19 protein-coding genes are annotated in these 25,324 nt (G+C 69.4%); 15 read left to right on the plus strand and 4 right to left on the minus strand.

Annotated features, from left to right (window positions below; translation table 11 throughout):
• Positions 1-478: 478 nt before the first annotated feature.
• Positions 479-2,287: a BamA/TamA family outer membrane protein gene (locus LR948_RS10285; protein WP_232753931.1), complete on the plus strand. Its 1,809-nt coding sequence runs from the start codon at positions 479-481 to the stop codon at positions 2,285-2,287.
• Complete coding sequence (locus LR948_RS10290; protein ID WP_232753932.1) at positions 2,284-6,570, plus strand: translocation/assembly module TamB domain-containing protein; 4,287 nt, start codon at positions 2,284-2,286, stop codon at positions 6,568-6,570. Before LR948_RS10285 ends, LR948_RS10290 begins: the two co-directional genes overlap by 4 nt.
• A gap of 689 nt (positions 6,571-7,259) precedes the next feature.
• Here LR948_RS10290 and LR948_RS10295 read toward each other — a convergent pair.
• Positions 7,260-7,769 (minus strand): MarR family winged helix-turn-helix transcriptional regulator, encoded by a 510-nt coding sequence (locus tag LR948_RS10295; protein WP_232753933.1) that lies wholly within the window; start codon positions 7,767-7,769, stop codon positions 7,260-7,262.
• Between the two features lie 352 nt (positions 7,770-8,121).
• Here LR948_RS10295 and ectA point away from each other — a divergent pair, with 352 nt between their 5' ends.
• From ectA to LR948_RS10315, 4 genes are read left to right on the plus strand one after another with little or no spacing between them, the layout of a single operon-like run.
• Positions 8,122-8,655: a diaminobutyrate acetyltransferase gene (gene ectA, locus LR948_RS10300; RefSeq protein ID WP_370634931.1), complete on the plus strand. Its 534-nt coding sequence runs from the start codon at positions 8,122-8,124 to the stop codon at positions 8,653-8,655.
• A gap of 54 nt (positions 8,656-8,709) precedes the next feature.
• Positions 8,710-10,002, plus strand: a complete 1,293-nt coding sequence (gene ectB / locus LR948_RS10305) for a diaminobutyrate--2-oxoglutarate transaminase (protein ID WP_232753934.1) — start codon at positions 8,710-8,712, stop codon at positions 10,000-10,002.
• Between the two features lie 5 nt (positions 10,003-10,007).
• Positions 10,008-10,400 carry an ectoine synthase gene (locus LR948_RS10310; protein ID WP_232753935.1) on the plus strand — a complete coding sequence of 131 codons (393 nt, stop codon included), beginning with the start codon at positions 10,008-10,010 and terminating at the stop codon, positions 10,398-10,400.
• Between the two features lie 18 nt (positions 10,401-10,418).
• On the plus strand, positions 10,419-11,852 hold the full coding sequence (locus tag LR948_RS10315) for an aspartate kinase (RefSeq protein ID WP_232753936.1): 1,434 nt from the start codon (positions 10,419-10,421) through the stop codon (positions 11,850-11,852).
• 717 nt (positions 11,853-12,569) lie between these two features.
• Here the strand turns inward: LR948_RS10315 and LR948_RS10320 are convergent.
• The 3 genes from LR948_RS10320 to LR948_RS10330 all read right to left on the minus strand — a co-directional run bounded on the left by LR948_RS10320 (position 12,570) and on the right by LR948_RS10330 (position 15,552).
• Positions 12,570-13,442, minus strand: coding sequence for a DMT family transporter (locus LR948_RS10320; RefSeq protein ID WP_232753937.1), 873 nt, complete (start codon positions 13,440-13,442; stop codon positions 12,570-12,572).
• A 274-nt stretch (positions 13,443-13,716) separates the two neighbouring features.
• Positions 13,717-14,826 (minus strand): site-specific DNA-methyltransferase, encoded by a 1,110-nt coding sequence (locus LR948_RS10325; RefSeq protein WP_370634932.1) that lies wholly within the window; start codon positions 14,824-14,826, stop codon positions 13,717-13,719.
• 93 nt (positions 14,827-14,919) lie between these two features.
• Positions 14,920-15,552: a ribonuclease HII gene (locus LR948_RS10330; protein WP_232753939.1), complete on the minus strand. Its 633-nt coding sequence runs from the start codon at positions 15,550-15,552 to the stop codon at positions 14,920-14,922.
• Between the two features lie 772 nt (positions 15,553-16,324).
• Here LR948_RS10330 and LR948_RS10335 point away from each other — a divergent pair.
• The 9 genes from LR948_RS10335 (at position 16,325) to LR948_RS10375 (ending at position 25,159) form a co-directional block, all read left to right on the plus strand.
• Positions 16,325-17,674, plus strand: a complete 1,350-nt coding sequence (locus LR948_RS10335; RefSeq protein ID WP_232753940.1) for an AarF/ABC1/UbiB kinase family protein — start codon at positions 16,325-16,327, stop codon at positions 17,672-17,674.
• A 67-nt stretch (positions 17,675-17,741) separates the two neighbouring features.
• A complete protein-coding gene (locus LR948_RS10340) occupies positions 17,742-18,224 on the plus strand; it encodes a VOC family protein (protein WP_232753941.1) in 483 nt (160 codons plus the stop codon).
• A 137-nt stretch (positions 18,225-18,361) separates the two neighbouring features.
• On the plus strand, positions 18,362-19,234 hold the full coding sequence (locus LR948_RS10345; protein ID WP_232753942.1) for a branched-chain amino acid aminotransferase: 873 nt from the start codon (positions 18,362-18,364) through the stop codon (positions 19,232-19,234).
• A gap of 245 nt (positions 19,235-19,479) precedes the next feature.
• Complete coding sequence (locus tag LR948_RS10350) at positions 19,480-19,935, plus strand: universal stress protein (RefSeq protein ID WP_232753943.1); 456 nt, start codon at positions 19,480-19,482, stop codon at positions 19,933-19,935.
• 697 nt (positions 19,936-20,632) lie between these two features.
• Positions 20,633-21,199, plus strand: coding sequence for a NifU family protein (locus tag LR948_RS10355; RefSeq protein ID WP_232753944.1), 567 nt, complete (start codon positions 20,633-20,635; stop codon positions 21,197-21,199).
• On the plus strand, positions 21,189-21,872 hold the full coding sequence (gene tsaB, locus LR948_RS10360; protein ID WP_232753945.1) for a tRNA (adenosine(37)-N6)-threonylcarbamoyltransferase complex dimerization subunit type 1 TsaB: 684 nt from the start codon (positions 21,189-21,191) through the stop codon (positions 21,870-21,872). The genes LR948_RS10355 and tsaB overlap by 11 nt, the downstream gene beginning before the upstream one ends.
• Entirely contained in the window at positions 21,869-22,306 is a 438-nt protein-coding gene (gene rimI / locus LR948_RS10365) for a ribosomal protein S18-alanine N-acetyltransferase (protein ID WP_232753946.1), read from the plus strand. Before tsaB ends, rimI begins: the two co-directional genes overlap by 4 nt.
• 144 nt (positions 22,307-22,450) lie before the next feature.
• Positions 22,451-23,455 (plus strand): BMP family protein, encoded by a 1,005-nt coding sequence (locus LR948_RS10370; RefSeq protein WP_232753947.1) that lies wholly within the window; start codon positions 22,451-22,453, stop codon positions 23,453-23,455.
• A gap of 105 nt (positions 23,456-23,560) precedes the next feature.
• Positions 23,561-25,159: an ABC transporter ATP-binding protein gene (locus tag LR948_RS10375; RefSeq protein WP_232753948.1), complete on the plus strand. Its 1,599-nt coding sequence runs from the start codon at positions 23,561-23,563 to the stop codon at positions 25,157-25,159.
• The last annotated feature ends 165 nt before the right edge of the window (positions 25,160-25,324 follow it).

Raw genomic sequence — 25,324 nt, forward strand, 5'->3', positions numbered from 1 at the left:
GGGCGCAAGAAGGGCGCTTTGGGGAAGGTTGCGCTCTATTCGGAGGTAGAATGGGTTCGGGCAAGGGGTCTTTGTGTGCCCCGCACGATGCTTCTGTTTCGGCGTCCTTAGTCAGCCTTGGCCAGTGTCTCTACCCAATGCCTTCACGCGGCCGCTACTCAAAGCCACAGCGCAGACGCCACATAAAGACATCACGTAGCCAGCCAGCGCCCCTTTCCCGGACCCCTCAGCTCGCCCCAAGCTCCTTCCCCATCGCTCGTAACCAAGCACTCCTCAAACCACGCTCCCAACCTCCCCCCGCGTCACTTTCCCACGCCGCGCGCCCTTGCCGCGCCCCCTCCCAACCCCAGCTTGCCCTGCGACACATAGCCAGATGTGATCGCTGAGCCGGGTCCCGAGGCTGGAAGCCCGGAGCCCGCGCCGATAGGCTTCGGGACGATTCCGGGCCAGACCGGCCCAGAGGGGGAGAGTGCTCTTGGTGCAGGATTGGGTGAAACGCGCCGCGGTCTCGGGGCTGGGGCTGATGCTCTGGACGCTGCCGGCGGCGGCGCTCGAGGAGGTCGAGATCCGCGTCGAGGGCCCCTCAGAGGAGGTCGAGACCCGGATCGAGACGGCGATCTCCAACCTCTCGCGCCTGACCGTCGCGGTCTCCGAAGGCATCGAGGCGCCCCAGGACGTGGCCGCCGCGGCGCTGGCCGATTACAGCACCGCCGTGCAGGCGCTCTACGACGCGGGCTATTACAGCGGCACCGTGGGCATCGCGCTCGACGGCCAGGAGGCCTCGGAGCTGGCGCTCCTGAACCTGCCGCAGGGCTTCTCGCGGGCGGTGATCCGCATCGACACCGGCCCGCAGTTCCGCTTCCGCGAGGCAGAGATCAGCCCGACCAACAGCCGCACCGAGCTGCCCGAGGGCTTCGCGCCCGGCCAGCCCGCCGAGACCGGCGTCATCCGCGAGGCGGTCTCGGCCACGATCGAAAGCTGGCGCCAGCGCGGCCACGCCAAGGCGCGGACCGAAAGCCAGCGCGCGGTGGCCTTCCACGACATCGCCCGGCTCGACGTGGCGGTGGGCATCGACCCCGGCCCGCGGCTCAACTTCGGGCGGATGGTCGTCACCACCGACAGCAACGTGCGCCAGGCCGCGATCCGGCGCATCGCGGGCTTCCCCGAGGGCGCGCGCTTCGATCCCGACGACGTCGAGCGGGTGGTCAACCGGCTGCGCCGCACCGGGGCCTTCTCCTCGGTCACCATGACCGAGGCCGAGACGCCCGGCGCCGACGGCAGGCTCGACATGCGGCTCGCGGTCAGCGACCGCAAACCCCGCCGCATCGGCTTCGGCGCCGAGCTCTCGACCCAGGAGGGCGGCGCGCTCACCGCCTTCTGGCTGCACCGCAACATCTTCGGCGGCGCCGAGCGGCTGCGCTTCGACGGCGACATTTCCAACATCGGCAGCGCCGAAAGCGGGCTCGACTATTCCATCGCCGGGCGGCTCGACATCCCGGCGGTCTACGGCGCCGAGACCGACGGCTACATCCGCGCCTCGCTGTCGCGCGAGGACGAGCCGACCTATCTCTCCAACCGCGCCGAGTTCGGCGTCGGCGCGACCCGGCGGCTGTCGGACCGGCTGACCTCGGAACTGGGCCTGGGGCTTCGCTACTCCGAGACCGAGGACGACCTCGGCACCCGCGAGTTCCTGCTGCTGACCCTGCCCGGGACGCTGACCTATGACACCCGCTCGAACGAGCTGAACCCCAAGAGCGGCTATTACGTCACCGCCTCGGCGACGCCCTTCCTGGGGCTGAACAGCACCGACAACGGCGTGAAGTTCGACATCGACGCCCGCGGCTACTGGGGCTTCGGCGAAGACGACCCCAATGTCGCGGCGCTGCGCATCCAGCTCGGCTCGGTGGTCGGGCCCGAGCTGACCGACGCGCCGCCGGACTTCCTCTATACCTCGGGCGGCGGCGGCACCGTGCGCGGCCAGCCCTTCCGCTCGCTGACCGTGGACCTTGGCGGCGGCGACGAGATCGGCGGGCGCAGCTTCCTCGGCCTCTCGGCCGAATACCGCCGCGACGTGACCGAGAACCTCGGCCTCGTGGGCTTCTACGACACCGGCTACATCGGCGCGGAAAGCGCCTATGACGGCTCGGGCCAATGGCACGCGGGCGCCGGCATCGGCGTGCGCTACCAGACCGGGATCGGCCCGATCCGCTTCGACGTGGCCGGCCCCGCCGGCGGAGAGACCGGCGACGGCGTGCAATTCTACATCGGGATCGGACAAGCCTTTTGAGACATCTGACCGCCCTCACCCTTGCCACAGCGACGGGCTTCGGCCTGGCCGCCCCTGCCCCGCTCATGGCCCAGGGCTCCGACGACCGCGGACGCCTCGAGGCGCTGATCGAGGACAACCTCTCGGGCGAAGGCTTCAACGTCGACATCGTGGGCTTCGAGGGGGCGCTCTCCTCGGTGGCCTCGCTGGAAGAGCTGATCATCTCGGACGCCCAGGGCCCCTGGCTGACCCTGCGCGGGGTCGAGCTGGACTGGAACCGCGCGGCACTTCTGCGCGGGCGGGTCTCGGTCGAGGAGCTGGTGGCCGAGGAAATCCTCATGCCGCGCCTGCCCCAGGGCGGCGAGGCGGCCGAAGAGCTGCCCGAGGCCGAGGCCAAGCCCTTTTCCCTGCCCGAGCTGCCCGTCTCGGTCGAGATCGGACGGATCGCCGCCGAGCGGGTCGAACTCGGCGCGGAGGTCATGGGCACCGCGGCGGTCATCGCGCTCGAGGGCTCGGCAAGCCTCGCGGGCGGCGAAGGCGAGGTGGCGCTCTCGGTCGATAGGCTCGACCGCGGGGGCGAGATCTCCCTCGAGGGCTCCTACGCCAACGAGAGCAACACCCTCTCGGTCGACCTCGCGCTGGACGAGCCCGAAGGCGGCATCGTCGCCGGGCTGATCGGCTTGCCGGGCGAGCCCGCGCTGGCGCTTTCGGTCGAGGGCGAAGGCCCGCTGTCGGATTTCGCCGCCGACCTGCAGCTTGCCACCGAAGGCCAGGACCGGCTCTCGGGTCGGGTCGCGGTGCGCGCGCTCGAGGGCGAGGCCCCGGGCACCGGCTTCACCGTCGATCTGGCCGGCGACATCCGCCCGCTCCTGACGCCCGAGAACCGCGCCTTCTTCGGCGCCGACCTCAGCCTCGCGGTGGCGGGCGAGAGCTTGGAAAGCGGCGCGCTCAACATCGACACGCTGTCGCTGGCCTCCGAGGCGATCAACATCGACGGGCAGATCGCGCTGGGTCCCGACAAATGGCCCCGCCTGATCGACCTGACCGGCGACATCGCCGGGCGCGACGGCCAGCCGATCCAGCTGCCGATCCCCGGCGAGGTCACCCGCGTCGACCGCGCCGAGCTGAACGTGCAATACGACGCCGAGGCGGGCGAAAGCTGGCGCGCCGACATCCAGGTCGCGGGACTCGACCGCCCGACGCTGGCCGCGGAGGCCCTGCGCCTTGACGGCGACGGCACGCTGGCGCGCGGCGACGGCAGCGCCATCGGCCGGGTCGAGGGGCGCTTCGACCTGGGCGCCGAGGCGCTGGCCTTCGCCGATCCCTCGCTGGCCGAGGCCGTGGGCAGTACGCTCTCGGGGCTGGTGCGCTTCTCCTACCAGGAGAACGAGCCCCTGCGGCTGACCGAGATCGACCTCGACGGCGCCGGGCTGGCGCTGGCGGGCGCGCTCGACATCTCGGGGCTGACCGACGATCTGAACATCGCCATCGAAGGCGCGCTCGACGTCGAGACCGACGATATCGCGCGCTTCTCCGCGCTGGCCGGGCGCGAGCTGTCGGGCGGCGCGCGGGCCAGCGTCGAAGGCCGGGTCGAGCCGATCTCGGGCGCTTTCGACGCCGATCTCGACGCCCGGGTCACCGACCTCGTGACCGGCATCCCCGAGGCCGACCGGCTGCTTGACGGGGAGACCGCGCTCAGCCTCAGCGCCCGGCGCGACGAGGCGGGCATCCTGATCCGCGCGCTGGACCTTTCGGCGCCCGAGGCCAGCCTCGAGGCCAACGGGCGGCTCGGCGGCGCGACCGGCAACGCCGAGCTGGCGCTGCGCATCGCCGAGATTTCCGAGATCCTGCCCGAGCTGAGCGGTCCGCTGGAATTCGACGGCACCGCGCGCAACGCCGGCGAGGACTGGCAGATCAGCGGCGACCTCGCGGGGCCCGGCGGCGCCGAGGCGGTCGTCGACGCGGCGCTGAAGCTGGTCGAGGGGCAGCTCACCACGCTGGGCGGCAGCCTGACCGCCGATGTGGACGACCTTTCGGCCTATTCCCGGATCGCCGGGCGCGAGCTGGGCGGCGCCGCGGAGCTGACCGCCGAGGGCAGCGCCGATCTGACCGAGACGGTCTTCAGCCTCAACGCCTCGGGCGCGGTGACCGACCCGCTGACCGGCGTGGCCGAGGCCGACCGGCTGCTCGAAGGGCGCACGCGCTTCAGCGTCGACGGCACCTATTCCGAGGCGGCGATCCTTCTGCGGGAGCTGCGCATCGCGGGCGAGCGCATCACCGCCAGCGCCGAGGGCGCCTACCGCGAGAGCGACAGTGCCTTCGACCTCGACCTGCGGCTGAGCGAGCTGGGCGACGTGCTGCCCGCCATGTCCGGCGCCGCGACCCTGCGCGGCAGCGCGCGGCAGCGGGGCGAGGACTGGGACCTCACGCTCGACGCCGACGGGCCGGGCGGGCTTGTGGCCGATCTCGACGGCACCGCGCGGGTCGAGGACCTGGTGCCGCAGTCGGTCATGGGCGAGCTGGCGCTGCGGGTGAACACGCTGCGCCCCTATGCGGGGCTGACCGGGCAGGCACTGTCCGGCGCGATCGAGGCGCAGGCCTCGGGGAGTTACGACCTCACGACCGGGGCCGCCGATCTGACGCTCGACGCCGATGCGACGAGCCTCGCCACCGGCATCGCGCCGGTCGACCAGCTCCTGCGCGGCGGGGTGACGGATCTGTCCTTCACCGGCGGGCGCACCGCCGAGGGCAACTTCCGCATCGAGCGGCTGGATCTCGACACGCCGCAGCTCGAGGCCAATGCCAGCGGCACCTATGGCGCCGATGGCGGGCGCATCGACTACGACCTGGCGCTGGCGAACCTCGGCCTCTTCGTGCCCGATTTCACCGGCCCGGCCACCGCGCGCGGCAGCGCCGAGACCTCGGGCGGCGACTGGCGCGTGGACGCGGCGCTGACCGCGCCGGGCGACACGCGGGCCAATGTCTCGGGCAGCCTGGCGCCCGATGCCTCGCGGGTCGACCTGGACGTGACCGGGGCCGCGCCGCTGGGGCTGGCCAATCCCTTCCTCGCGCCGAACCTCGTGGGCGGCACCGCCAATTTCGACCTCAGCGTGAACGGCGCACCGGGGCTCGAGGCCGTCTCGGGCCTTGTCAGCACCCGCGGCGCGCAGTTCACCGTGCCCGCGCAGAACCTCGCGCTCGAGGACATCAACGCCGACATCCGCCTGGGCGGCGGCCGGGCCGAGATTGACCTTCGGAGCGATGTTTCCTCGGGTGGCGATATCCGGGTGACCGGCCCGGTGACGCTCTCGGCGCCCTTCAACGGCGATCTGAGCGTCATCCTCGACGACGTGGTGGCCGCCGATCCGGGCCTCTACCAGACCGACCTCGACGGCAGGCTGCGCCTGAGCGGTCCGCTGGCCTCGACCGCGACGCTCTCGGGCCGGGTGGAGCTGGACCAGACCGAGGTGCGCATCCCCTCGGGCGGCGGCATCCAGACGCTCGACTTCCCGATCGAGCACCGCAACGCCAACCCCGAGGTGCGCCGCACGCTGGAACGCGCGGGCCTCGTGGAACGCCCCGAGGAACAGACCCAGAGCGGCGGCGGGCTGAACTACGGGCTCGACCTGGTGATCTCGGCCCCGAGCCGGATCTTCATCCGTGGCCGCGGGCTCGACGCCGAGGTCGGCGGCGAGCTGCGCGTCGGCGGCACCACGCAAAACGTCGTGCCGCAGGGCCGCTTCGAGCTGATCCGCGGGCGGCTCGACATCCTGGGCCAGCGCATCGAGCTGGACGAGGCGACGGTCTCGCTCGAGGGCGACTTCAATCCCTTCGTGCGGGTTGTGGCGCTGACCCAGAGCGGCGACACCCAGATCAGCGTGACGATCGAGGGCGCGGCCTCGGACCCCGAAGTCAGCTTCGCCTCGACGCCCGACCGCCCGCAGGAAGAGGTGCTGGCGCTGCTGCTCTTCGGCCGCGACCTGTCCGAGATTTCGGCCTTCCAGGCCCTGCGCATCGCCGCGGCGATCAACACGCTTTCGGGCGGGGGCCCCGGCATCACCGAGACGCTGCGGGCCAATACCGGGCTCGACAACCTCGACCTGCAGACCTCCGAGGACGGCTCCACCGCGGTCAGCGTCGGGAAATACATTGGCGAGAACGCCTATACCGACGTGACGGTGAACAGCACCGGGGAGACCGAGGTGAACCTGAACCTCGAGATCACCGACTCGGTGACCGCGCGGGGGACGGTGTCCTCGACCGGGAACACCGGCGTGGGGCTGTATTACGAGCGGGATTATTGAGGGGGCTGGGGTTGGTTTGGACTGGTCGGGGTGAGGGCCGGAAGCAGACTGAATAGCGGGAGCGATAGGCCGGACTTGCACGGCCCGCCGCCTACCCGATCTGCCAGACCTGCGCGGCCTGCTCCCTCCCCCCTGCCCGTCCCGGGAAGACCCTAACCCTGCGCCCGAAGGCCGTCACCTTGCGCCCAAAGGAGCGGAAACGACCCGCGGCAGACAGCACCACCCGCTCGGCCCTTCTTAAATCCAGCAACCACCCACGCCACTCTTGCGCCCGAATAGCATCGCAGATGCCGGGCGCGCGCCGGACCGGCACCTTGGGCCGGCGCTCCTGGGGATGGCGCGCATAGCGGTTCTCTAGCCCTGATCTTGCGTGGATAAAGCGCATAGCTCGGAGGTCGGCAGCGCCGGCCCCCGGTCCGGCGCGCGCCCTCCGCGCTTGGGTGGTTGCCGTTGTTCGATGGGGTGGTCGCGCACAAGGGGGGTGGTCGCGCAAAAGGAGCTCGAAGCCTCGCGGTGCTCGCATGATGCGGCGGGCATTCTCGGCGCGCATCCTCTGCGCTCAGCTATCAGAGATTGGTTTGATGTTCGGCTGTGTGGCTTGCGGCGTCAGCGCGCAGCGATACGCGGCCTGTCAGCGGCAAAGCTCCCCCTGCCCGCTCAGCGCCCCGCAGCGGCCCACCGCAAACCCCTCAGCTATTCGCGATCTTCCGCCGCGCCGGCGCGGTGTCGTGCCGGGCGATCTCGCCCATGGCCAGCACCGGCGAGGCGTCGTATTCGCCGTCGTCCAGCATGTTCGCCACGCGCTCCAGCACCGAGACGATCATCGACTGCTCCCAGTCGGGCATCGCCTCGAACTTCTGCACGTAGCGCTGCTGCAGCGCGTCCGGCGCGGAGGTCAGCCGCTCGGCGCCCTCGGGCGTCACCGTCAGGTCGATCTGGCGGCGGTCGCCGACCGACTGGTGCCGGGCCAGGACGCCCAGCGCCTCGAGCTTCTTGATGATGACCGAGATCGTCGCCTGGCTGACGCCCATGCGCGTGGCGATCTCGGAGGGATGGCAATTGCCCTTCTCGGCGACAATCTGCAGGACCCTGAGCTGCACCGCGGTCAGCCCCACGTCGCGCGCGAGGTCGCGACCGTAAAGCTCGGTCGCACGCAGAATGCGCCTGAGAGCAACGAGACTCGTGTCGGTGCGGTCCATCGTCAGTTCCGTCTTCGTCCCGCGGCCCCTGTCCTTGCGTCCAAGCAAGGTGCAGCGCCCCGCGATAGTTTGCATTGCCGGTTCATCGAACATGACAATTAGTTAGGCTTACTATGCTTTGCCACAAGATGATTTCGCCGACAATCTTTGAAAAAACCTATTATCACGGGTTTGTGATCGCTCCGCGGGCGCTTTTTAGCTCGATTTTTTGCTGCCCTACGCCAGCTTTGGCCTGTCCGACAGGGGTGCGCAGCGCCCTCCGAAGAAAATTACTTAGCAGGTTGAAGTATGAGGCAGGCCCTCTATATTTAGCCACACTAAGCAAATGACGAAAGACCAGAGGGCCAGACCCGTGCAGAGACTGCAAGACACCGAGACCAAGGGCACCGTGACCTTCCGCAAGCCCGTCCGCGAGGACGGCGCCGCGATATGGGAGCTCATCCGCGAGTGCAAGCCGCTCGACGAGAACTCGATGTATGCCAACCTCCTGCAGGCAGACCACTTCCGTGACACCTGCGTGGTGGCCGAGCTGGACGGCGACATCGTCGGCTGGATCTCCGCCTATATCACCCCGCAGGACCCGGATTCGATGTTCGTCTGGCAGGTCGCGGTCTCCGCGAAGGCCCGTGGCATCGGGCTCGGCACGCGGATGCTCTCGGCGCTGATGGCGCGCGAGGAAGCCTCCGACTGCAAGCGGATGAAGACCACCATCACGCTCGACAACGAGGCGTCCTGGGCCCTCTTCACCAAGTTCGCGAACAAGAACAACGCGATCCTCGAATCCGAGGCGCATTTCACCCGCGACACCCACTTCAACGGTGAGCACGCGACCGAACACATGGTCACGATCACCTTCCGCGAGGCGATCACGCAGAACGCGGCCTGAACCGCGCGCATCCTCGCGACCGAACTGACTCTCTCCCAAGCGAAAGGACGAGCTATGTCCACCCCGAAGAAAGACATCTTCGCACGCCGCGAATCCGAGGCGCGCTCCTACTGCCGCAACTTCGACACGGTCTTCACCAAGGCCGTGGGCTCGGAAATGACCGACACCGAAGGCAAGACCTACATCGACTTCCTCGCCGGCTGTTCCTCGCTGAACTACGGCCACAACGACCCCGACATGAAAGAGGCGCTCGTCGCGCATATCGCCGATGACGGTATCGCGCATGGCCTCGACATGTATTCGGTCGAGAAGGCCAAGTGGCTCGAGGCCTACGAGGACCTGATCCTCAAGCCGCGCGGCATGGACGACTACAAGATCATGATGACCGGCCCGACCGGCACCAACGCCGTCGAGGCGGCGATGAAGCTGGCCCGCAAGGTCACCGGCCGCCGCAACATCATCTCCTTCACCAACGGCTTCCACGGCATGACCATGGGCGCGCTCTCGCTGACCGGCAACGCCGGCAAGCGCGCCGGCGCGGGCAACTCCTGCGGCGGCCTCTGCGGCGTGACGCATCTGCCCTACGACGGTGCCTTCGGCGACGACGTCGACACGCTCAGCCAGATCGAGATGATGCTGAACAACACCTCCTCGGGCGTCGACAAGCCCGCGGCCTTCATCTTCGAGCCGATCCAGGGCGAAGGCGGCCTGAACGCCGCCTCCAAGGAATGGATCGAGGGCATCGCCCGTCTCGCCCGCGAGCATGGCGCGATGATCATCATCGACGACATCCAGTCCGGCTGCGGCCGTTCGGGCACCTATTTCTCCTTCGAGGGAATGGACATCGAGCCCGACATGATCACCCAGGCGAAATCGCTCTCGGGCTTCGGCCTGCCCTTCGCCTGCCTCTTGATCAAGTCGGCGCATGACATCTGGAAGCCGGCCGAGCACAACGGCACTTTCCGCGGCAACACCCATGCCTTCGTGACCGGCCGGGTGGCGCTCGAGAAGTACTGGAAAGACGACGCCTTCCAGTCGGAGATCCAGGAAAAGGCCCTGCTGCTGACCAGCGGTCTGCAGGCCGTGGCCGACCTGATCCCGGGTGCGCGCCTCAAGGGCCGCGGCATGATGCAGGGTGTCGACGTGGGCGGCGGCGAGCTGGCCTCGGACATCTGCGCCCGCGCCTTCGAGAAAGGCCTCATCATCGAGACCTCCGGCGCCGACGACGAGGTCGTGAAGGTGCTGGTCGCGCTCAACGTGCCGAACGAGACCCTGCAGAAAGGGCTCGACATCCTGCTCGAGGCCGCGCGCGACGCGGCGGGCGAAACCAAGATCGCAGCGGAGTAACCAGTATGATCATTCGCGACGAAAACAAGCTCTTCGGCACCGACCGCGCGGTGTCCGACGCCCAGTGGACCTCGGTCCGGATGCTGCTGGCGGACGACCAGATGGGGTTCTCCTTCCACATCACCCACATCAAGGCCGGCTCGGAGCACACGTTCCACTACAAGAACCACTTCGAGAGCGTCTACTGCATCAAGGGCAAGGGCACGATCGAGGATCTCGCCACCGGCGAGGTCCACGAGATCTCCCCGGGCGTGATGTACGCGCTGGACAAGCACGACAAGCACACCCTGCGCTGCGAAGAGGATTTCGCCTTCGCCTGCTGTTTCAACCCGCCGGTGACGGGCAAGGAGGTTCATCGCGAGGATGGCTCCTACGCCGCGCCGGACGAGGTGGCCTAAACCATTTCGAGGCATCAGATGACTTCCATCGATTTCAAGAACCACACGGTCGAGAAGATCGGCGGCACCTCCATGTCGCGGATCGACGAGCTCCTGCAGCCGCTGTTCAAGGTGGATGCGCCGGATTACGGCCGGATCTTCGTGGTCTCGGCCTTCGGCGGGATCACCAACCAGCTGCTCGAGCACAAGAAGACCGGCGAGGCGGGCGTCTACGCCCAGTTCGCCGAGAACACCGAGGAGCACGGCTGGATGGGCGCGCTCTCCAAGGTGGACCGTGCGATGCGCGAGGCGCATGACGCGCTGCTCGACCACGCCGCCGACAAGAGCGACGCCAACGATTTCGTCCGCGAGCGGATCGAGGGCGCGCGCAACTGCCTGATCGACCTGCACCGGCTGTGCTCCTACGGGCATTTCCGCCTGTCGCAGCACATGCAGGTGACGCGCGAGCTGCTTTCGGGGCTGGGTGAGGCGCATTCCGCCTATGTCACCTCGCTCCTGCTGCGCCGCCACGGCATCAACGCGCGTTTCGTGGACCTCTCGGGCTGGCGCGACGAGCGCGAGATGACGCTCGACGAGCGCATCCTCGACGGGCTGACCGATGTGGACGTGGACAGCGAGATGCCGATCGTGACCGGCTACGCGCAATGCGCCGAAGGGCTGATGAACAAGTTCGACCGCGGCTATTCCGAGGTGACCTTCAGCCAGATCGCGGCGCTGACCAAGGCGCGCGAGGCGATCATCCACAAGGAGTTCCACCTCTCCTCCGCCGACCCCAAGCTCGTCGGCGAGGACAACGTGCGCAAGCTCGGTCACACCAACTACGACGTGGCCGACCAGCTCTCGAACATGGGCATGGAGGCAATCCATCCGACCGCCGCCAAGGCGCTGCGCCAGGCCGAGGTGCCGCTGCGCGTGACCAATGCCTTCGAGCCGCATGACCCCGGCACGCTGATCGACGAGGCCGAAGCCGAGAAGGGCGTGGCCGAGATCGTCTGCGGCGTCGATGTCTTCGCGCTCGAGCTCTTCGAGCAGGACATGGTCGGCGTGAAGGGCTACGACGCCAAGACGCTGCAGGTGCTGACCAAGCACGGGCTGCGGATCGTGTCGAAAACCTCGAACGCCAATACCATCACGCACTACGTGGACGCGCCCCTGAGCGCCATGCGCTCGGTCGAGAACGAGCTGTCGGAGGCCTATCCGAACTCCGACATCAACATCCGCTCGACCGCCATCGCCTCGGTGATCGGCCGGGACCTGCGCGGGCTGCACGTACTGGAACGCGGCCTCGCCGCGCTGCGCGAGGGCAAGATCGACGTCATCTCGGCGCATCAGACCACGCGCACGGTGGACGCCCAGTTCGTCGTCGACCGCGAGGACCGCGACGCCTGCGTGAAGATCCTGCACGACACCTTCATGGGAAAGGGCCAGGAAGCCCCGAAGCTGGTGGCCTGAGACATGGTTAGGGCGTCTTCGCGGCACAGGCCGCGGGGCCGCCCGACCGCAAGTCCGCCCGAGGGGCGCGGGCGTCAAGATCGCAAACCGCCGGAGCCGGCGGGAGCCGCCCCACACTTGGACTGAGAGCCCCCCGTGGTGAGAACCGCGGGGGTTTTTTCTTTTGAGTGGCGCCCTCTCCTTGGCCCGAATAGCACCGAAGGTGCCGGGCCCGCGCCGGTCCGGCCCGCCCGGACTGGCGCTCTTTCAACGCTGGAGCGAGGGGGCGAGGTCTTCCCGACCTTGCAAGATAAACCGCAGACCCCAAACCGAGCAGCGCCAGCCCGCCGGACCGGCGCGGGCCCTCGGTTGGCTTTTCGTGGAATCGAAGGGCAAGGCAGCCCGACGGATGCTCAAAGCCCTCAAGTCACCCTGACATATCAGTCCCTGGAACAGTTCGGGTGACACTCCAAGAGCACCCCGCCCAGTCAGCCCACAGACCGCCCCGCGCCCGCCATCACAGCCCAACGCCCCCTTCTTGGCCCGAACAGCACCGAAGGTGCCGGGCCCGCGCCGGTCCGGCCCCGTCGGACTGGCGCTCTTTCAACGCTGGAGCGAGGGGTCGAACTCGTCCTGACCTTGCAAGATAAACCGCGGACCTCAGACCGAGCAGCGCCAGCCCGCCGGACCGGCGCGGGCCCTCTGTGGCGCTTCCTGAGGCAGAAGCCCTAGCGTCCCCTACCCCGCCTTCTTCGCCCGGGCGAGTTGCACGGCCAGGATGCCCCCGGCGATCACCACCACGCCCAGCGCATCCCAGAGCGTCAGCGCCTCGTTCAGGAGCGCCCAGGCGATGACCACGCCGAAGAAGGGGTTGAGGAAGTGGAAGGTCGCCGCCTTGGTCGCGCCGATCCGGTCGACCAGCAGGAACCAGACCAGCGTCGCCAGCACCCCCGGCACCAGCACCGTGTACCAGAAGGCCACCACCAGCGCCGGGGACCAGGTGACCTCCCAGGTCTCGAGCCAGGCCGCCGGCAGCACCAGCGCGCCCGCGCCCACGAACATCTGCAGGCCGACCACCATGAGCACATTGCCGCGCGAGGTGGCGTTGCGCACCATGAGCGTCGCCACGGCGAGCGACAGCGCCGCCAGCACGCAGAGCGCCACGCCGAAAAGATCCGCCCCGCCCGAGAGCCGCGCGCCCATGATCAGCGTCACACCAAAGACCCCCGCGACGAGCCCCGCGATGCCCAGCGCCGGCAGCCGCTCGCGCAGCACCGCCCAGGAGAGCAGCGCCACGATCAGCGGCATGGCCGAGGCGATGATCGCCGCCAGCGAAGCCTGGACTTCCTGCATGGCGACGAAGTTGAGGCCCAGGTAGATGGCGTTCTGGCAGAGCCCGAAGACCAGGACCGCGCGCCATTGCACCGCGGTCAGCCGCCAGCTCTGGCCCAGCGCCCGGGCGATGCCCACGGCGATGATCCCGGAGATCAGGAAGCGCAGCGCCAGCGTCGTCAGCGGCGGCGCCGCCTGCACGATGACCCGCGCCGAGGTGAAGGCCGAGGACCACATCGCCGCGAAGGCGAGCCCCATGAGAATGCCGCGAATGTCCATGCCCGCTCCTTTCCGGGCCGACCAGAACGCGGGGGCGCGGGAAGGGCAAGGCGAAACCGGGGTTGCGCGGGGTGCAAGGCTGTGGCCGGGCGCTGTGGCCAGGGCCCGAGCCCAGCCCCTTCACCCGAGAACCAAAAAGCCCCGCCGGCACGAAGGCGGGCGGGGTCAGTGGCCCGCCGCGCCAGGCACGACGGGCAGGCGGTAAGCCATTCGGTGAACCGGTGCGGCGGGCATCGGCGGCCTCGACCGCCGGTTAGCCGCCCGCCGAGGGGCCTCAGCCCTTCTCGGCCATCTCCGCGCGGATCTGCTGGCGCAGGACGTCGATGGGCACGGTCTTGCCGTCCTTCTTGAAGTGCCAGTAGGTCCAGCCGTTGCAGGAGGGCGCGCCCTCGAGATGGGCGCCGACCTGGTGGATCGAGCCCTTCACGTCGAGCCCGACCAGCGTCCCGTCGGCGCGCACCCGGGCGCTCTTGCCCGAGGGCGAGACCAGCGTCTCGCCGGGGCGCAACAGCCCGCGCTCCACGATGGTGCCGAAGGGCACGCGCGGCTCGGCGCGCTTGGCCCGCGTCGTCTCGAGCGCCGCCTTGTCGTATTTCCGCACCGAGGCGATGCGCGCCTCGGCGACCTCGCGGTAGGCGGCCTCGCGCTCGATGCCGATCCAGTCGCGGCCGAGCATCTTGGCCACCGCGCCGGTCGTCCCGGTGCCGAAGAAGGGGTCGAGCACCACGTCGCCGGGGTTCGTCGCCCCGACCAGCACCCGGTGCAGGAGCGACTCCGGCTTCTGCGTCGGATGCGCCTTCTCGCCCGAGGCGGTCTTCAGCCGCTCGCCGCCCGAGCAGATCGGCAGCACCCAGTCCGAGCGCATCTGCACGCCGTCGTTCAGGGCCTTCAGCGCCTCGTAGTTGAAGGTGTATTTCGCGCCTTCACCCTTCGAGGCCCAGATCATCGTCTCATGGGCATTGGTGAAGCGCTTGCCGCGGAAGTTCGGCATCGGGTTGGCCTTGCGCCAGACCACGTCGTTCAGGATCCAGTAGCCCTCGTCCTGCAGCGCCGCGCCGACGCGGAAGATGTTGTGGTAGGAGCCGATCACCCAGATCGCGCCGTTGGGCTTCAGAAGCCGCCGCGCGGCCTTCAGCCAGGCGCGGGTGAAGGCGTCATAGGCCTGGAAGCTCTGGAACTGGTCCCAATGGTCGTCGACCGCGTCGACGCGGCTGTTGTCGGGACGGTGCAGCTCGCCGCGGAGCTGCAGGTTGTACGGCGGGTCGGCGAAGATCAGATCGACCGAGGCCTCGGGCAGGCTTTGCATCCTCTCAATGCAATCGCCGTCCAGAATCGTGTTGAGAGGGAGCGCCGGGGCGCTCTTCAGATCGGTCATCTTCGTCATTTTCTCTGCCCCAATAAACCGGCGCTTAGGCGCTCTCAAATGGATGGACAAAGACTGATTCAAACCCGATTCGCGGTCAATTTCTTTTTTGAATCAGAGGCTTGCCTTTTTGCCTTGCCACAAGATCTTGTGGACCGGCGCGAAGGACTTCCTATGGTGTGGGGTCACACCGAGATTTTGCAGCGCCGCCTTGTGGCTTTTCGACGGGTAGCCCGCGTTGGTCTCCCAGCCGTAGCCCGGAAACTGTTGCGCCAAATCCCGCATGAGCGCGTCGCGCGCGGATTTCGCCAGGATCGAGGCGGCGGCGATGCTGACCGAGCGGGCGTCGCCCTTGACGATGGCCCGGGCCGGATGCGGGCAGCCCTCGGGGATCATGTTGCCGTCGATCAGCAGCGCCTCGGGCGGCGCGGGCAGCGCCGCGACGGCGCGCAGCATGGCCAGATGCGAGGCGCGCAGGATGTTGATCTCGTCGATCTCGTCGACGCTCGCCATGCCGATGCCGAGCTCGGCGGTCTCGCGCAGGGCCAGCGCCAGGGCCTCGCGGCGCTTGGCGGTGAGCCGCTTGCTGTCGGCGAGCCCCTCCGGCAGCCGCGCGGGGTCGAAGACCACCGCCGCCGCGACCACCGGGCCCGCGAGCGGCCCCCGGCCCACTTCGTCCACCCCCGCCACGCGCTTTGCACCGGCGGCGAGCGCCTCCTGCTCGAATGTGTCGTCCGCTTGATCCATGCGGGTGTCTCTAGCCGCGCGGGAGTGGGCGGGGCCAGTGGAAAAGGTGGGGGGTTGGGGGCACGGATGATCGTGAACCGGAGAGGTATCGCTCTGGGCGCGCGGCTGCCGAGTAACAGGCGACATGACCTTGCAGGAAGTCAGACCAAATGACCTTGCAGGACGAAGGTTTGACCAAGCGCGCGAAGCTGCCGGATCTCATACAGTCCTGCGACGCACCGTGTCTTGGCCAAGCCCACGAGACCGCCGGAAATCAGCCCCCCGATCCCAAGGCGCGGCAAACACCATCTAACCAGCGCAGGCCCCTCCCCTTCCACGTCCCGCCTCCTTGCGCCCGAATAGCACCGAAGGTGCCGGGCGCGCGCCGGACCGGCCCCTTGGGCCGGCGCTCTTGTGGGTGGTGTGCACCGATCATCGCTAGCCCTGACCTTGCTGCCATAAAGCGCCTCGCTCGGAGGTCAGCAGCGCCGGCCCCCGGTCCGGCGCGCGCCCTCTGGTGCGAGGGGTGAGAGGGCGGAGGGGCGTGGGGGCTGGGTCTGGGCGGTGTGTTTTGCCGTTGGGCTTGGCTTGTGCCTCGCCGGGGGCCCCGCGTTCGGGCGCTAGGACGTGCCCAAGCGCGCGGAAGGCCCCAAAAGCAAACCGCCCGCGCGAAGGACCGCCCCCGGACAAAACGCCCGCCCACGCAGTCCCCCTCCTCCCCCCAAGCGACCCCACGCCGCACCCCGCCTTCGCCCCTCTCGCCCACCCTGCCTTGCGCCCTACCTCCCGCGCCATGAGCGAGCGTGATCCCCGCGCGGTCCCGGTGCCCTCGGGCCGCCTGGCCCGGATGGGCCGCATGGGCCGGCTGGCGACGGGGGTCCTCTCCCGCGCGGCCGCCGATGGCGCGCGGGCCTATGCCAGCGGGCAGCGGCCGGGCCTTTCGGACCTCGTGCTCAGCCCCGCCAATGCGACGCGGCTGGCCGAGGAGCTCTCCAAGATGCGCGGCGCGGCGATGAAGCTGGGCCAGCTCCTCTCCATGGAGGCGGGCGAAGTGCTCCCGCCCGAGCTTGCCGAGATCCTCGCCCGGCTCCGGGCCGAGGCGCATTACATGCCGCCCGCCCAGCTCAAGCAGGTCCTGACCGAGAACTGGGGCGCCGACTTCCAGCGCCGCTTCCGGCGCTTCGACGTGCGCCCGATCGCCGCCGCCTCGATCGGCCAGGTGCACCGCGCCGAGACCCGCGCGGGCCGCCGGTTGGCGATCAAGGTGCAATACCCCGGCATCCGCGCCTCGATCGACAGCGACATCCGCAACCTCGGCAGCCTCTTGCGCTGGTCGGGGCTGCTGCCGCGCGGCCTCGACCTGTCGCCGCTTCTCGAAGAGGCGCGCCAGCAGCTGCACGAGGAGGCCGATTACACCCGCGAGGCCCGGGCGCTCGCCCGCTTCGGTGATTGGCTCGCGGAGGAACCGGGGCTGCGGGTCCCGGGGCTCGAGGAGGCCTTCTGCACCACGGACATCCTCGCCATGGACGACGTCGGCGGCTGGCCGATAGAGAGCGCCTTCGAGGCCGACCAGGCGACCCGCGACGGGCTCGCCGCGCGGCTCCTGACCCTGGCGCTGCGCGAGCTCTTCGAGCTGGGCGCCATGCAGACCGACCCGAACTTCGGCAACTACCGCTACGACCCGGAAACGGGCGAGATCCTGCTTCTGGACTTCGGCGCGGTGCGGGATTTCGCGCCCGAGCGCATCGCGGATTTCCGCGCGCTTCTGACCGCGGTGCTTTCGGGCGGGCGCGCGGAGATGCGGCAGGCGGCGGTGCGGGTGGGCTACCTCAGCGCCGACACCGAAGAGACGCAGACCGCGCAGGTGCTCGACCTCATGGAGATCGCCGCCGCGCCGCTGCGCGCGCCTGGACCCTTCGACTTCCGCTCCGAACGGCTGGCGGCGCGGCTCGCCGAGGCGGGCGAGGCGCTGGCCCGCGACCGCGATTTCGCGGTGATCCCGCCGGTCGACGCGCTGTTTCTCCAGCGCAAGGCCATGGGGCTCTACCTCCTGTCAGCGCGGCTCGGCGCGCGGCTCGACCTCGTGGCGCTCCTGGCGCCCTTCGCGGAAGCCTTGGCAAATTCGCACAAATCCTCTGCCTGAAACGGCCTGTTCGGCGTGGGCGCCCGAGGCTTAGCTTGGAAGGGCAAGCCCGCGAAGGAGAGCCCCAATGTCCAGCGCCCCGCCCGACACCCGCATCGGCCATGTCCACCTGAAGGTCTCGGACCTGGCACGGTCCGTCGCCTTCTACCGGGCGGTGATCGGGCTCGAGGTCACGCAGTATTTCGGCGATGAGGCGGCCTTTCTCTCGGCCGGGGGCTATCACCACCACCTCGGGCTCAACACCTGGATGAGCCGCGGCACCACGCCGGGGCCGAAGCGCCAGCCGGGGCTGTTCCACACCGCCTTCCTCTTTCCCGACCGCGCGAGCCTGGGCGCGGCGCTGAAGCGCGCCCACGCGTATGGCGTCGAGATCGAAGGGGCCGCCGATCACGGGGTCTCCGAGGCGGTCTATTTCTCCGATCCCGACGGCAACGGCATCGAGATCTACCGCGACCGCGCGCCCGAGGACTGGCCGCGCGACGGCGACGGGGGGCTGGCCATGGTGAACGCGCCGCTCGACCTCGAGGCGCTCCTGGCCGAGGCGGGCTGAGCGGCTCGGCGGAACGGGCGGTCTTGGTGGGTGCGATATGAGGCCCGCAACCGGGCCCGCCCCGACCGTCTGGCCTTTCCCCCGCCCCGGCGTTATCGACGGGACCAGCCGACCGAGACGCGACGAAGGAGACCGCCATGGCGACGGGCCGCAACATCCGCACCTATTTCAACGGCACTTGGCAGCAGGGCGATGTCGCGGTGATGCGCGCCGCCGACCACGGCGCCTGGCTGGGCTCCACCGTCTTCGACGGGGCGCGCTTCGTCGACGGCATGGCGCCGGACCTCGACAAGCACTGCGCGCGGATCAACCATTCCGCCCGGGCGCTGATGATCGAGCCGACCCACAGCGACGCCGAGATCCTCGAGATCGCCCGCGAGGGGCTGAAGGCCTTCCCGCGCGAGGCGCAGGTCTACATCCGCCCGATGTACTGGTCGCTGAACTCCGAGCCCTCGGCGATCATGCCGAAGATCGGCAAGGCCGAGACCGGCTTCGCGCTCTGCCTCGAGGAGTTCCCGATGCTCGGCCGCGACGAGACGGTGACGCTCGGGCGCACCCGCTTCCGCCGCCCGGTGCTCGAGGACAACGTGGTCAACGCCAAGGCGGGCTGCCTTTACCCCAACAACTCGCGGATGCTGGCCGAGGTCAACGCGCGCGGCTTCACCAATGCGCTGGTGGGCGACGCCATGGGCAATGTCGCCGAGACCGCGACCTCCAATGTCTTCATGGTCAAGGACGGGGTGGTCTTCACGCCGATCCCGAACGGCACCTTCCTGTCGGGCATCACTCGCGCGCGCCACATCGAGAACCTGCGCGCCGATGGCGTCGAGGTCGTAGAGACGGTGCTGAGCTTCGCCGATTTCGAGGCCGCCGACGAGGTCTTCCTGACCGGCAACCTCAACAAGGTGACCCCGGTCTCGGCCTTCGAGGACGTGCAATACGAGTTCGGCCCGGTGACCCGGCGCGCGCGCGACATCTACTGGGACTGGGCGGCCTCGGCTGGGGTGTGAGGCTGGGTCTTCGTGAGGGGCTGAGGGGCCTTTGAGGCCGCGGCCTTTCTGAGGAGAGGCGCGGCGGCTTTCGGGCAGGATCGGCGGCAGGCTTTGCCGCCGTCTCGACTAAAGGCACGCGCCCCCAGCGCCCTGCCCAGACACCCGCCCGCCTGCCCTGCCACAACCCTGAGGGCATCCTTTCCGCCCGCGCTTGCCCCGCCTGCGCCCCCCTGCCATGATCCCGGCGAAGGGGGGAGATCGCGATGCGCAAGTTCCTGGTCGTGCTCGACGACAGCCGCGAATGCCTCAACGCCATGCGCTTCGCCGCCATGCGCGCCGCGCACACCGGCGGCGGGGTGACGATCCTCTCGGTGATCACGCCCGAGGACTTCTCGCATTGGGTCGGCGTCGGCGACATCATGCGCGAGGAGGCCCGCGAGCGCATCGAGGCGCATTTCGAGGTCTTCGCCAAGTGGATGCGCGACCGCCAGGGCATCGAGCCCGAACTGGTGATCCGCGAGGGCGAGCCGGTGCCGCAGATCATCGCCCAGGTGCAGGACGACCCGCAGATCGGCGTGCTGGTGCTGGGGGCGGGCTCCGGCAAGGGCGGGCCCGGGCCGCTGGTGACCCAGCTCACCCGCAACTCCGGCAGCCTGCCGGTGCCGATCACCATCGTGCCGGGGGACCTCTCGAAGGAGGAGCTGGAGGGGATTACTTGAGGGGCGGCGCGGGCCGGGCTTGGGCGGTTTGTGGGGTATTGGCCGCGGAGGCCGCGCGGGTGGTGGGCCTATGGGCTCAGAGCCTGCGCGAGCGGGACCTTAAAACCTGCGCAAGCCGGATCATAGAAAACGCGCCGCGCAATCAACCGGGCACCTTCCACTCATTCTATTCCAATCCACCGTTCTTAATCCAATTCACCCGAAGACCACATCCTGCGCCGCAAAAGGCCCGGACCTGAGACCCGCCGCACCCCGGCCCCGACAAGCGCCCTCCTGCGCCCGAATAGCACCGAAGGTGCCGGGCGCGCGCCGGACCGGCCCCTTGGGCCGGCGCTCCTACGAGTGGCGCGCATAGATCGCCCCTAGTCCTGACCTTGCATGGATAAAGCGCCTCGCTCGAAGGGCAGCAGCGCCGGCCCCCGGTCCGGTGCGCGCCCTCTGGTGCGAGGGGTGAGAGGGGGCTTGTGGCGGGTGGGGCGCTATGCAGGAGGATTGTGGGCGTGTTTCGAGGTGGTGTTGGCGCGGCCGCGCCCTGGAGTGTGCACCTGGCTGGCTTGGTCCGGGCGGTGCCCGGGCCTCCCGGGCGATCCAAGCGGCATCTGCCCACCCCACCCCCAACTTTAGAACCGTTCCAAACCTTGACCCTCGCGCGGCCAATCCGCATATAGAAGGTCAACTCGAACGAAAGGCTCCGCCCATGTTCATCCAGACCGAATCGACCCCGAATCCCGCGACGCTCAAGTTCCTGCCGGGCCAGACCGTGCTCGAGGCCGGCACCGCGGATTTCCCCTCGCCCGAGGGCGCGGGCGACAGCCCGCTGGCCAGCCGCCTCTTCGGCGTGGACGGCGTCAAGGGCGTGTTCTTCGGCAATGATTTCGTCACCGTGACCAAGGGCGACGCGGTCGAATGGGACCACATCAAGCCCGCCGTGCTCGGCGCCATCATGGAGCATTTCCAGTCCGGCCAGCCGGTCCTCAAGGACGAGGCCATGCAGCAGGGCTCCGGCCATGCCGAGCATGACGGCGAGGACGCCGAGATCGTCGGCCAGATCAAGGACCTGCTCGACACCCGCGTGCGCCCGGCCGTGGCCCAGGACGGTGGCGACATCACCTTCCACGGCTTCGAGCGCGGCGTCGTCTACCTGCACATGCAGGGCGCCTGCGCCGGCTGCCCCTCCTCGACGCTCACCCTGAAGATGGGCATCGAGAACCTGCTGCGGCACTACATCCCCGAGGTCACCGAGGTGCGCCCCGTTGGGGTCTGACCCGACCCTCCTTGCCTTCGACACATCGGCCGCGCATTGCGCGGCCGCTTTGCTGTCGGGCGGTCAGATCCGGGCCATGGCCTTCGATGAGATGGCCCGCGGCCAGGCCGAACGGCTGATGCCGCTGCTCGAAGAAGTGCTGACCGAGGCGGGCCTCGGCTGGGGCGACCTCGACGCGCTGGGGGTCGGCACCGGGCCGGGCAATTTCACCGGCATCCGCATTTCCGTCGCCGCCGCGCGCGGGCTGGCGCTGGCGCGCGGGATCGACGCGATCGGGGTTTCGGGCTTCGACGTCTTGCGCGGGCTGGCCGGGGCGCCCGAGATGGGCGCTCTGGCGGTGCATCTGCCGGGCCCCCGCGACGGACGCTACTGGCAGGATTACCGCAACGGTCTGCCCGAGGGCGCGCCGCTCTATGAGCGCGAGGGCCGGGCGCCGCCCGAACCCGGTGCGACGCTGCTCGGCCCCGAGGCGGAGCCCCTCGCCCGCGCCTGGGGCGCGGGCCACGCGGCCCATGACGCGCAGCTGACATGGCCCGAAGCCATCGCCGAGCTCGCCCGGATCGCCGCGCAGCGCGCCGCGACGGGCGCGCCGGGCCCGCGGGCAGCCCCGCTCTACGTCCGCCCCGCCGATGCGGCGCCTTCGCGCGAGGCGGGCCCCGTCATCCTGACATGACGCCCGAGCGGCTCGCGCAGATCATGGCGGCGGCCTACCGCCACCAGGCCCCCTGGCGCGCCGACCAGATCGCGGCGAGCTGCGAGAGCCCCGGCGCGCTTCTGGTGACGCCGAGCGACGCGGCCCCCGGCTTCCTCCTGGCGCGCGCGCTGGCCGGAGAGGCCGAGATCCTGGCGCTGGCCGTCGCGCCCGAGGCCCAGCGGCAGGGCCTCGCCGGTGCACTCCTCAAGGACTTCCACGCCCGCGCCGAGGCCCGGGGCTGCACCCGCGCCTTCCTCGAGGTCGCCGCCCCCAACGCCCCGGCGCGCGCCTTCTACGCCCGGGGCGGCTATGCCGAGGCCGGGCTCAGACGCGGCTATTACCACCTGCCCGACGGCAGCACGGCGGATGCCGTGGTCATGGCGCGCGACCTCGCGCCGGGCCCTGATATGTGACGTTGCGCGATCCCCCGAAGCGCCACGGAAAAGCGGTTGACGCCCGTTCCCACCTTCGGCCTACTTGCAGCGATCATCTCGATCCAACGGCGCGCGGACCCCGCGGGGCAAAGAAGCGCGCCGCGCCACAACTGGGAGAGCTACATGACCCTGATGAAATCCATTCTCGGCAGCGCCGCCGCGCTGGCCCTGACGGCCGGTGCCGCGCTGGCCGATCCGGCGCTGATCTACGACCTCGGCGGCAAGTTCGACAAGTCGTTCAACGAGGCCGGCTACAACGGCGCCGAACGCTGGGCCGAAGAGACCGGCGGCTCCTATCGGGACATCGAGCTGCAGTCCGAGGCACAGCGTGAACAGGCGCTGCGGCGCTTCGCCGAGGCCGGCTTCAACCCGATCGTGACCACCGGCTTCTCGATGTCGACGCCGATCTCCAACGTGGCCGGCGACTACCCCGACACCAAGTTCGTGACCATCGACGGCTTCGTCGACCCCGAGGCCTTCCCGAACGTGAAGTCGATCCTCTTCGCCGAGCACCAGGGCTCCTACCTGGTCGGCATGCTGGCGGCCATGGCCTCGGAGACGGGCACGGTCAGCTTCGTCGGCGGCATGGACATCCCGCTGATCCGCAAGTTCGCCTGCGGCTACGCCCAGGGCGTGAAGGCGGTGAACCCCGACGCCACCGTGATCTCGAACATGACCGGCACGACGCCGGCGGCCTGGAACGACCCGGTGAAGGGCTCCGAGCTGACCCAGGCGCAGATCAGCCAGGGCTCCGACGTGGTCTTCGCCGCGGCCGGCGGCACCGGCCTCGGCGTGCTGCAGACCGCCGCCGACGAGGGCATCCTGTCGATCGGCGTGGACAGCAACCAGAACTACCTGCACCCCGGCGAAGTGCTGACCTCGATGCTCAAGCGCGTCGACGTGGCGGTCTTCGAATCCATGGAAGCCGGCCCCGAGCTCGAGACCGGCGTCGAGGTCCTGACGCTGGCCGAGGACGGCGTGGGCTACGCCATGGACGAGAACAACGCCGAGCTGATCACCGAGGACATGCAGGCCGCGGTCGAAGAGGCCAAGGCGCAGATCATCGCCGGCGATCTCTCGGTGCATGACTACACCTCGGACGACAGCTGCCCGGCGCTCGAATTCTGAGCCCACCGACGCGACCTGTGGGCGGCTGACCGCCGCTTTTTGCCCAGGGGCCGCCCAGCGCGGCCCCTGATCCCTTCCGAAAGACCAGACCGGGGCTTGCCCTAAATGTCCGACACCGCTCCCGCCATCGAGCTGAAAGGCATCTCCAAGGCCTTCGGCCCCGTCCAGGCCAACAAGGATATCTCGATCCGGGTGATGCCGGGCACGATCCACGGCATCATCGGCGAAAACGGCGCCGGGAAATCGACGCTGATGTCGATCCTCTACGGCTTCTACAAGGCCGACCGCGGCGAGATCTTCGTCAAGGGCCAAAAAACCGAGATCCCCGACAGCCAGGCGGCCATCGCTGCGGGCATCGGCATGGTCTTCCAGCACTTCAAGCTGGTGCAGAATTTCACCGTCCTGGAAAACGTCATCCTCGGCGCCGAGGACGGCGGGCTCCTGAAGCCCTCGCTGTCGAAGGCGCGCGGCGTGCTCAAGCGCCTCTCCGAGGAATACGGCCTCTCGGTCGATCCCGACATGCCGGTCGAGTCGCTCTCGGTCGGCCACCAGCAGCGGGTCGAGATCCTGAAGGCGCTCTACCGCCAGGCCGACATCCTGATCCTCGACGAGCCCACCGGCGTGCTGACGCCGGCCGAGGCCGACCACCTCTTCCGCATCCTCGACAACCTGCGCGCTGAGGGGAAGACGATCATCCTGATCACCCACAAGCTGCGCGAAATCATGGAGGTCACCGACACCGTGTCGGTGATGCGCCGCGGCGAGATGACCGCGACCGTGAAGACCGCCGAGACCAACCCCCAGGAGCTGGCCGAGCTGATGGTCGGCCGCAAGGTGCTGCTACGGGTCGACAAGGCCCCGGCCCAGCCCAAGGAGGCGGTCCTTTCGGTCAAGAACCTGCGCCACGTCGACGCCGACGGGGTGGAGCGGCTGCGCGGCATCTCCCTCGATCTGCGCGCGGGCGAGATCCTCGGCATCGCGGGCGTCGCCGGCAACGGCCAGTCGGAGCTTCTCGAGGTGCTCGGCGGCTACCGCGAGGGCGAGGGCGAGGTGCTGCTGAACGGCGCGCCGCTGCCGCTCCGGGGCCCCGGCTCCGACGGGCGCGCGCGCCGGGCGGCGGGCATCGGCCATGTCCCCGAGGACCGCCAGCGCGAAGGGCTGATCATGCCCTATACCGCCTGGGAGAACACCGTCTTCGGCTATCACCACGACCCGGCGATCCAGAACGGCGCCTTGATGAACAATGCCGCGATCCGCGCCGAGGCCGCCGGCAAGATGGAGCGCTTCGACGTCCGCCCGCCGGACCCGAACCTCGCCGCCAAGAGCTTCTCGGGCGGCAACCAGCAGAAGATCGTCCTAGCGCGCGAGATCGAGCGCAACCCCGACGTGCTGCTGATCGGCCAGCCGACGCGCGGCGTCGACATCGGCGCGATCGAGTTCATCCACCAGGAAATCGTGCGCCTGCGCGACCTCGGCAAGGCGATCCTGCTGGTCTCGGTCGAGCTCGACGAGATCTTCGCCCTGTCGGACCGCATCGCGGTGATGTTCGACGGCCAGATCATGGGCGAACGCAGCCCCGAAGAGACCGACCAGCGCGAGCTGGGCCTGCTCATGGCGGGCGTGACCGAGGACCCGGGCGGCGATGCCATCGCCGCGGTCGACAAGAGCCTCGACGAAAAGGAACACCGCGCGGCGGGCGAATGAGAGAGACCCCGCAGCCCCTCCGCGCTTCTGAACGATCGGGAACCGAGATGAGCCTACCCTTGCGACAGAGACACCCCGCCCCTCCGGGCGTCCACGCGGGCCCGCGTGCCGCGGCCCCCGCCCAAGCCTTCCCTCTGTCACCCCGCCGCCCCGAGGCCGGAGGTG

This window comes from Roseivivax sp. GX 12232 (assembly GCF_021272185.1).
In the GTDB taxonomy this organism is placed as follows: Bacteria; Pseudomonadota; Alphaproteobacteria; order Rhodobacterales; family Rhodobacteraceae; genus Roseivivax.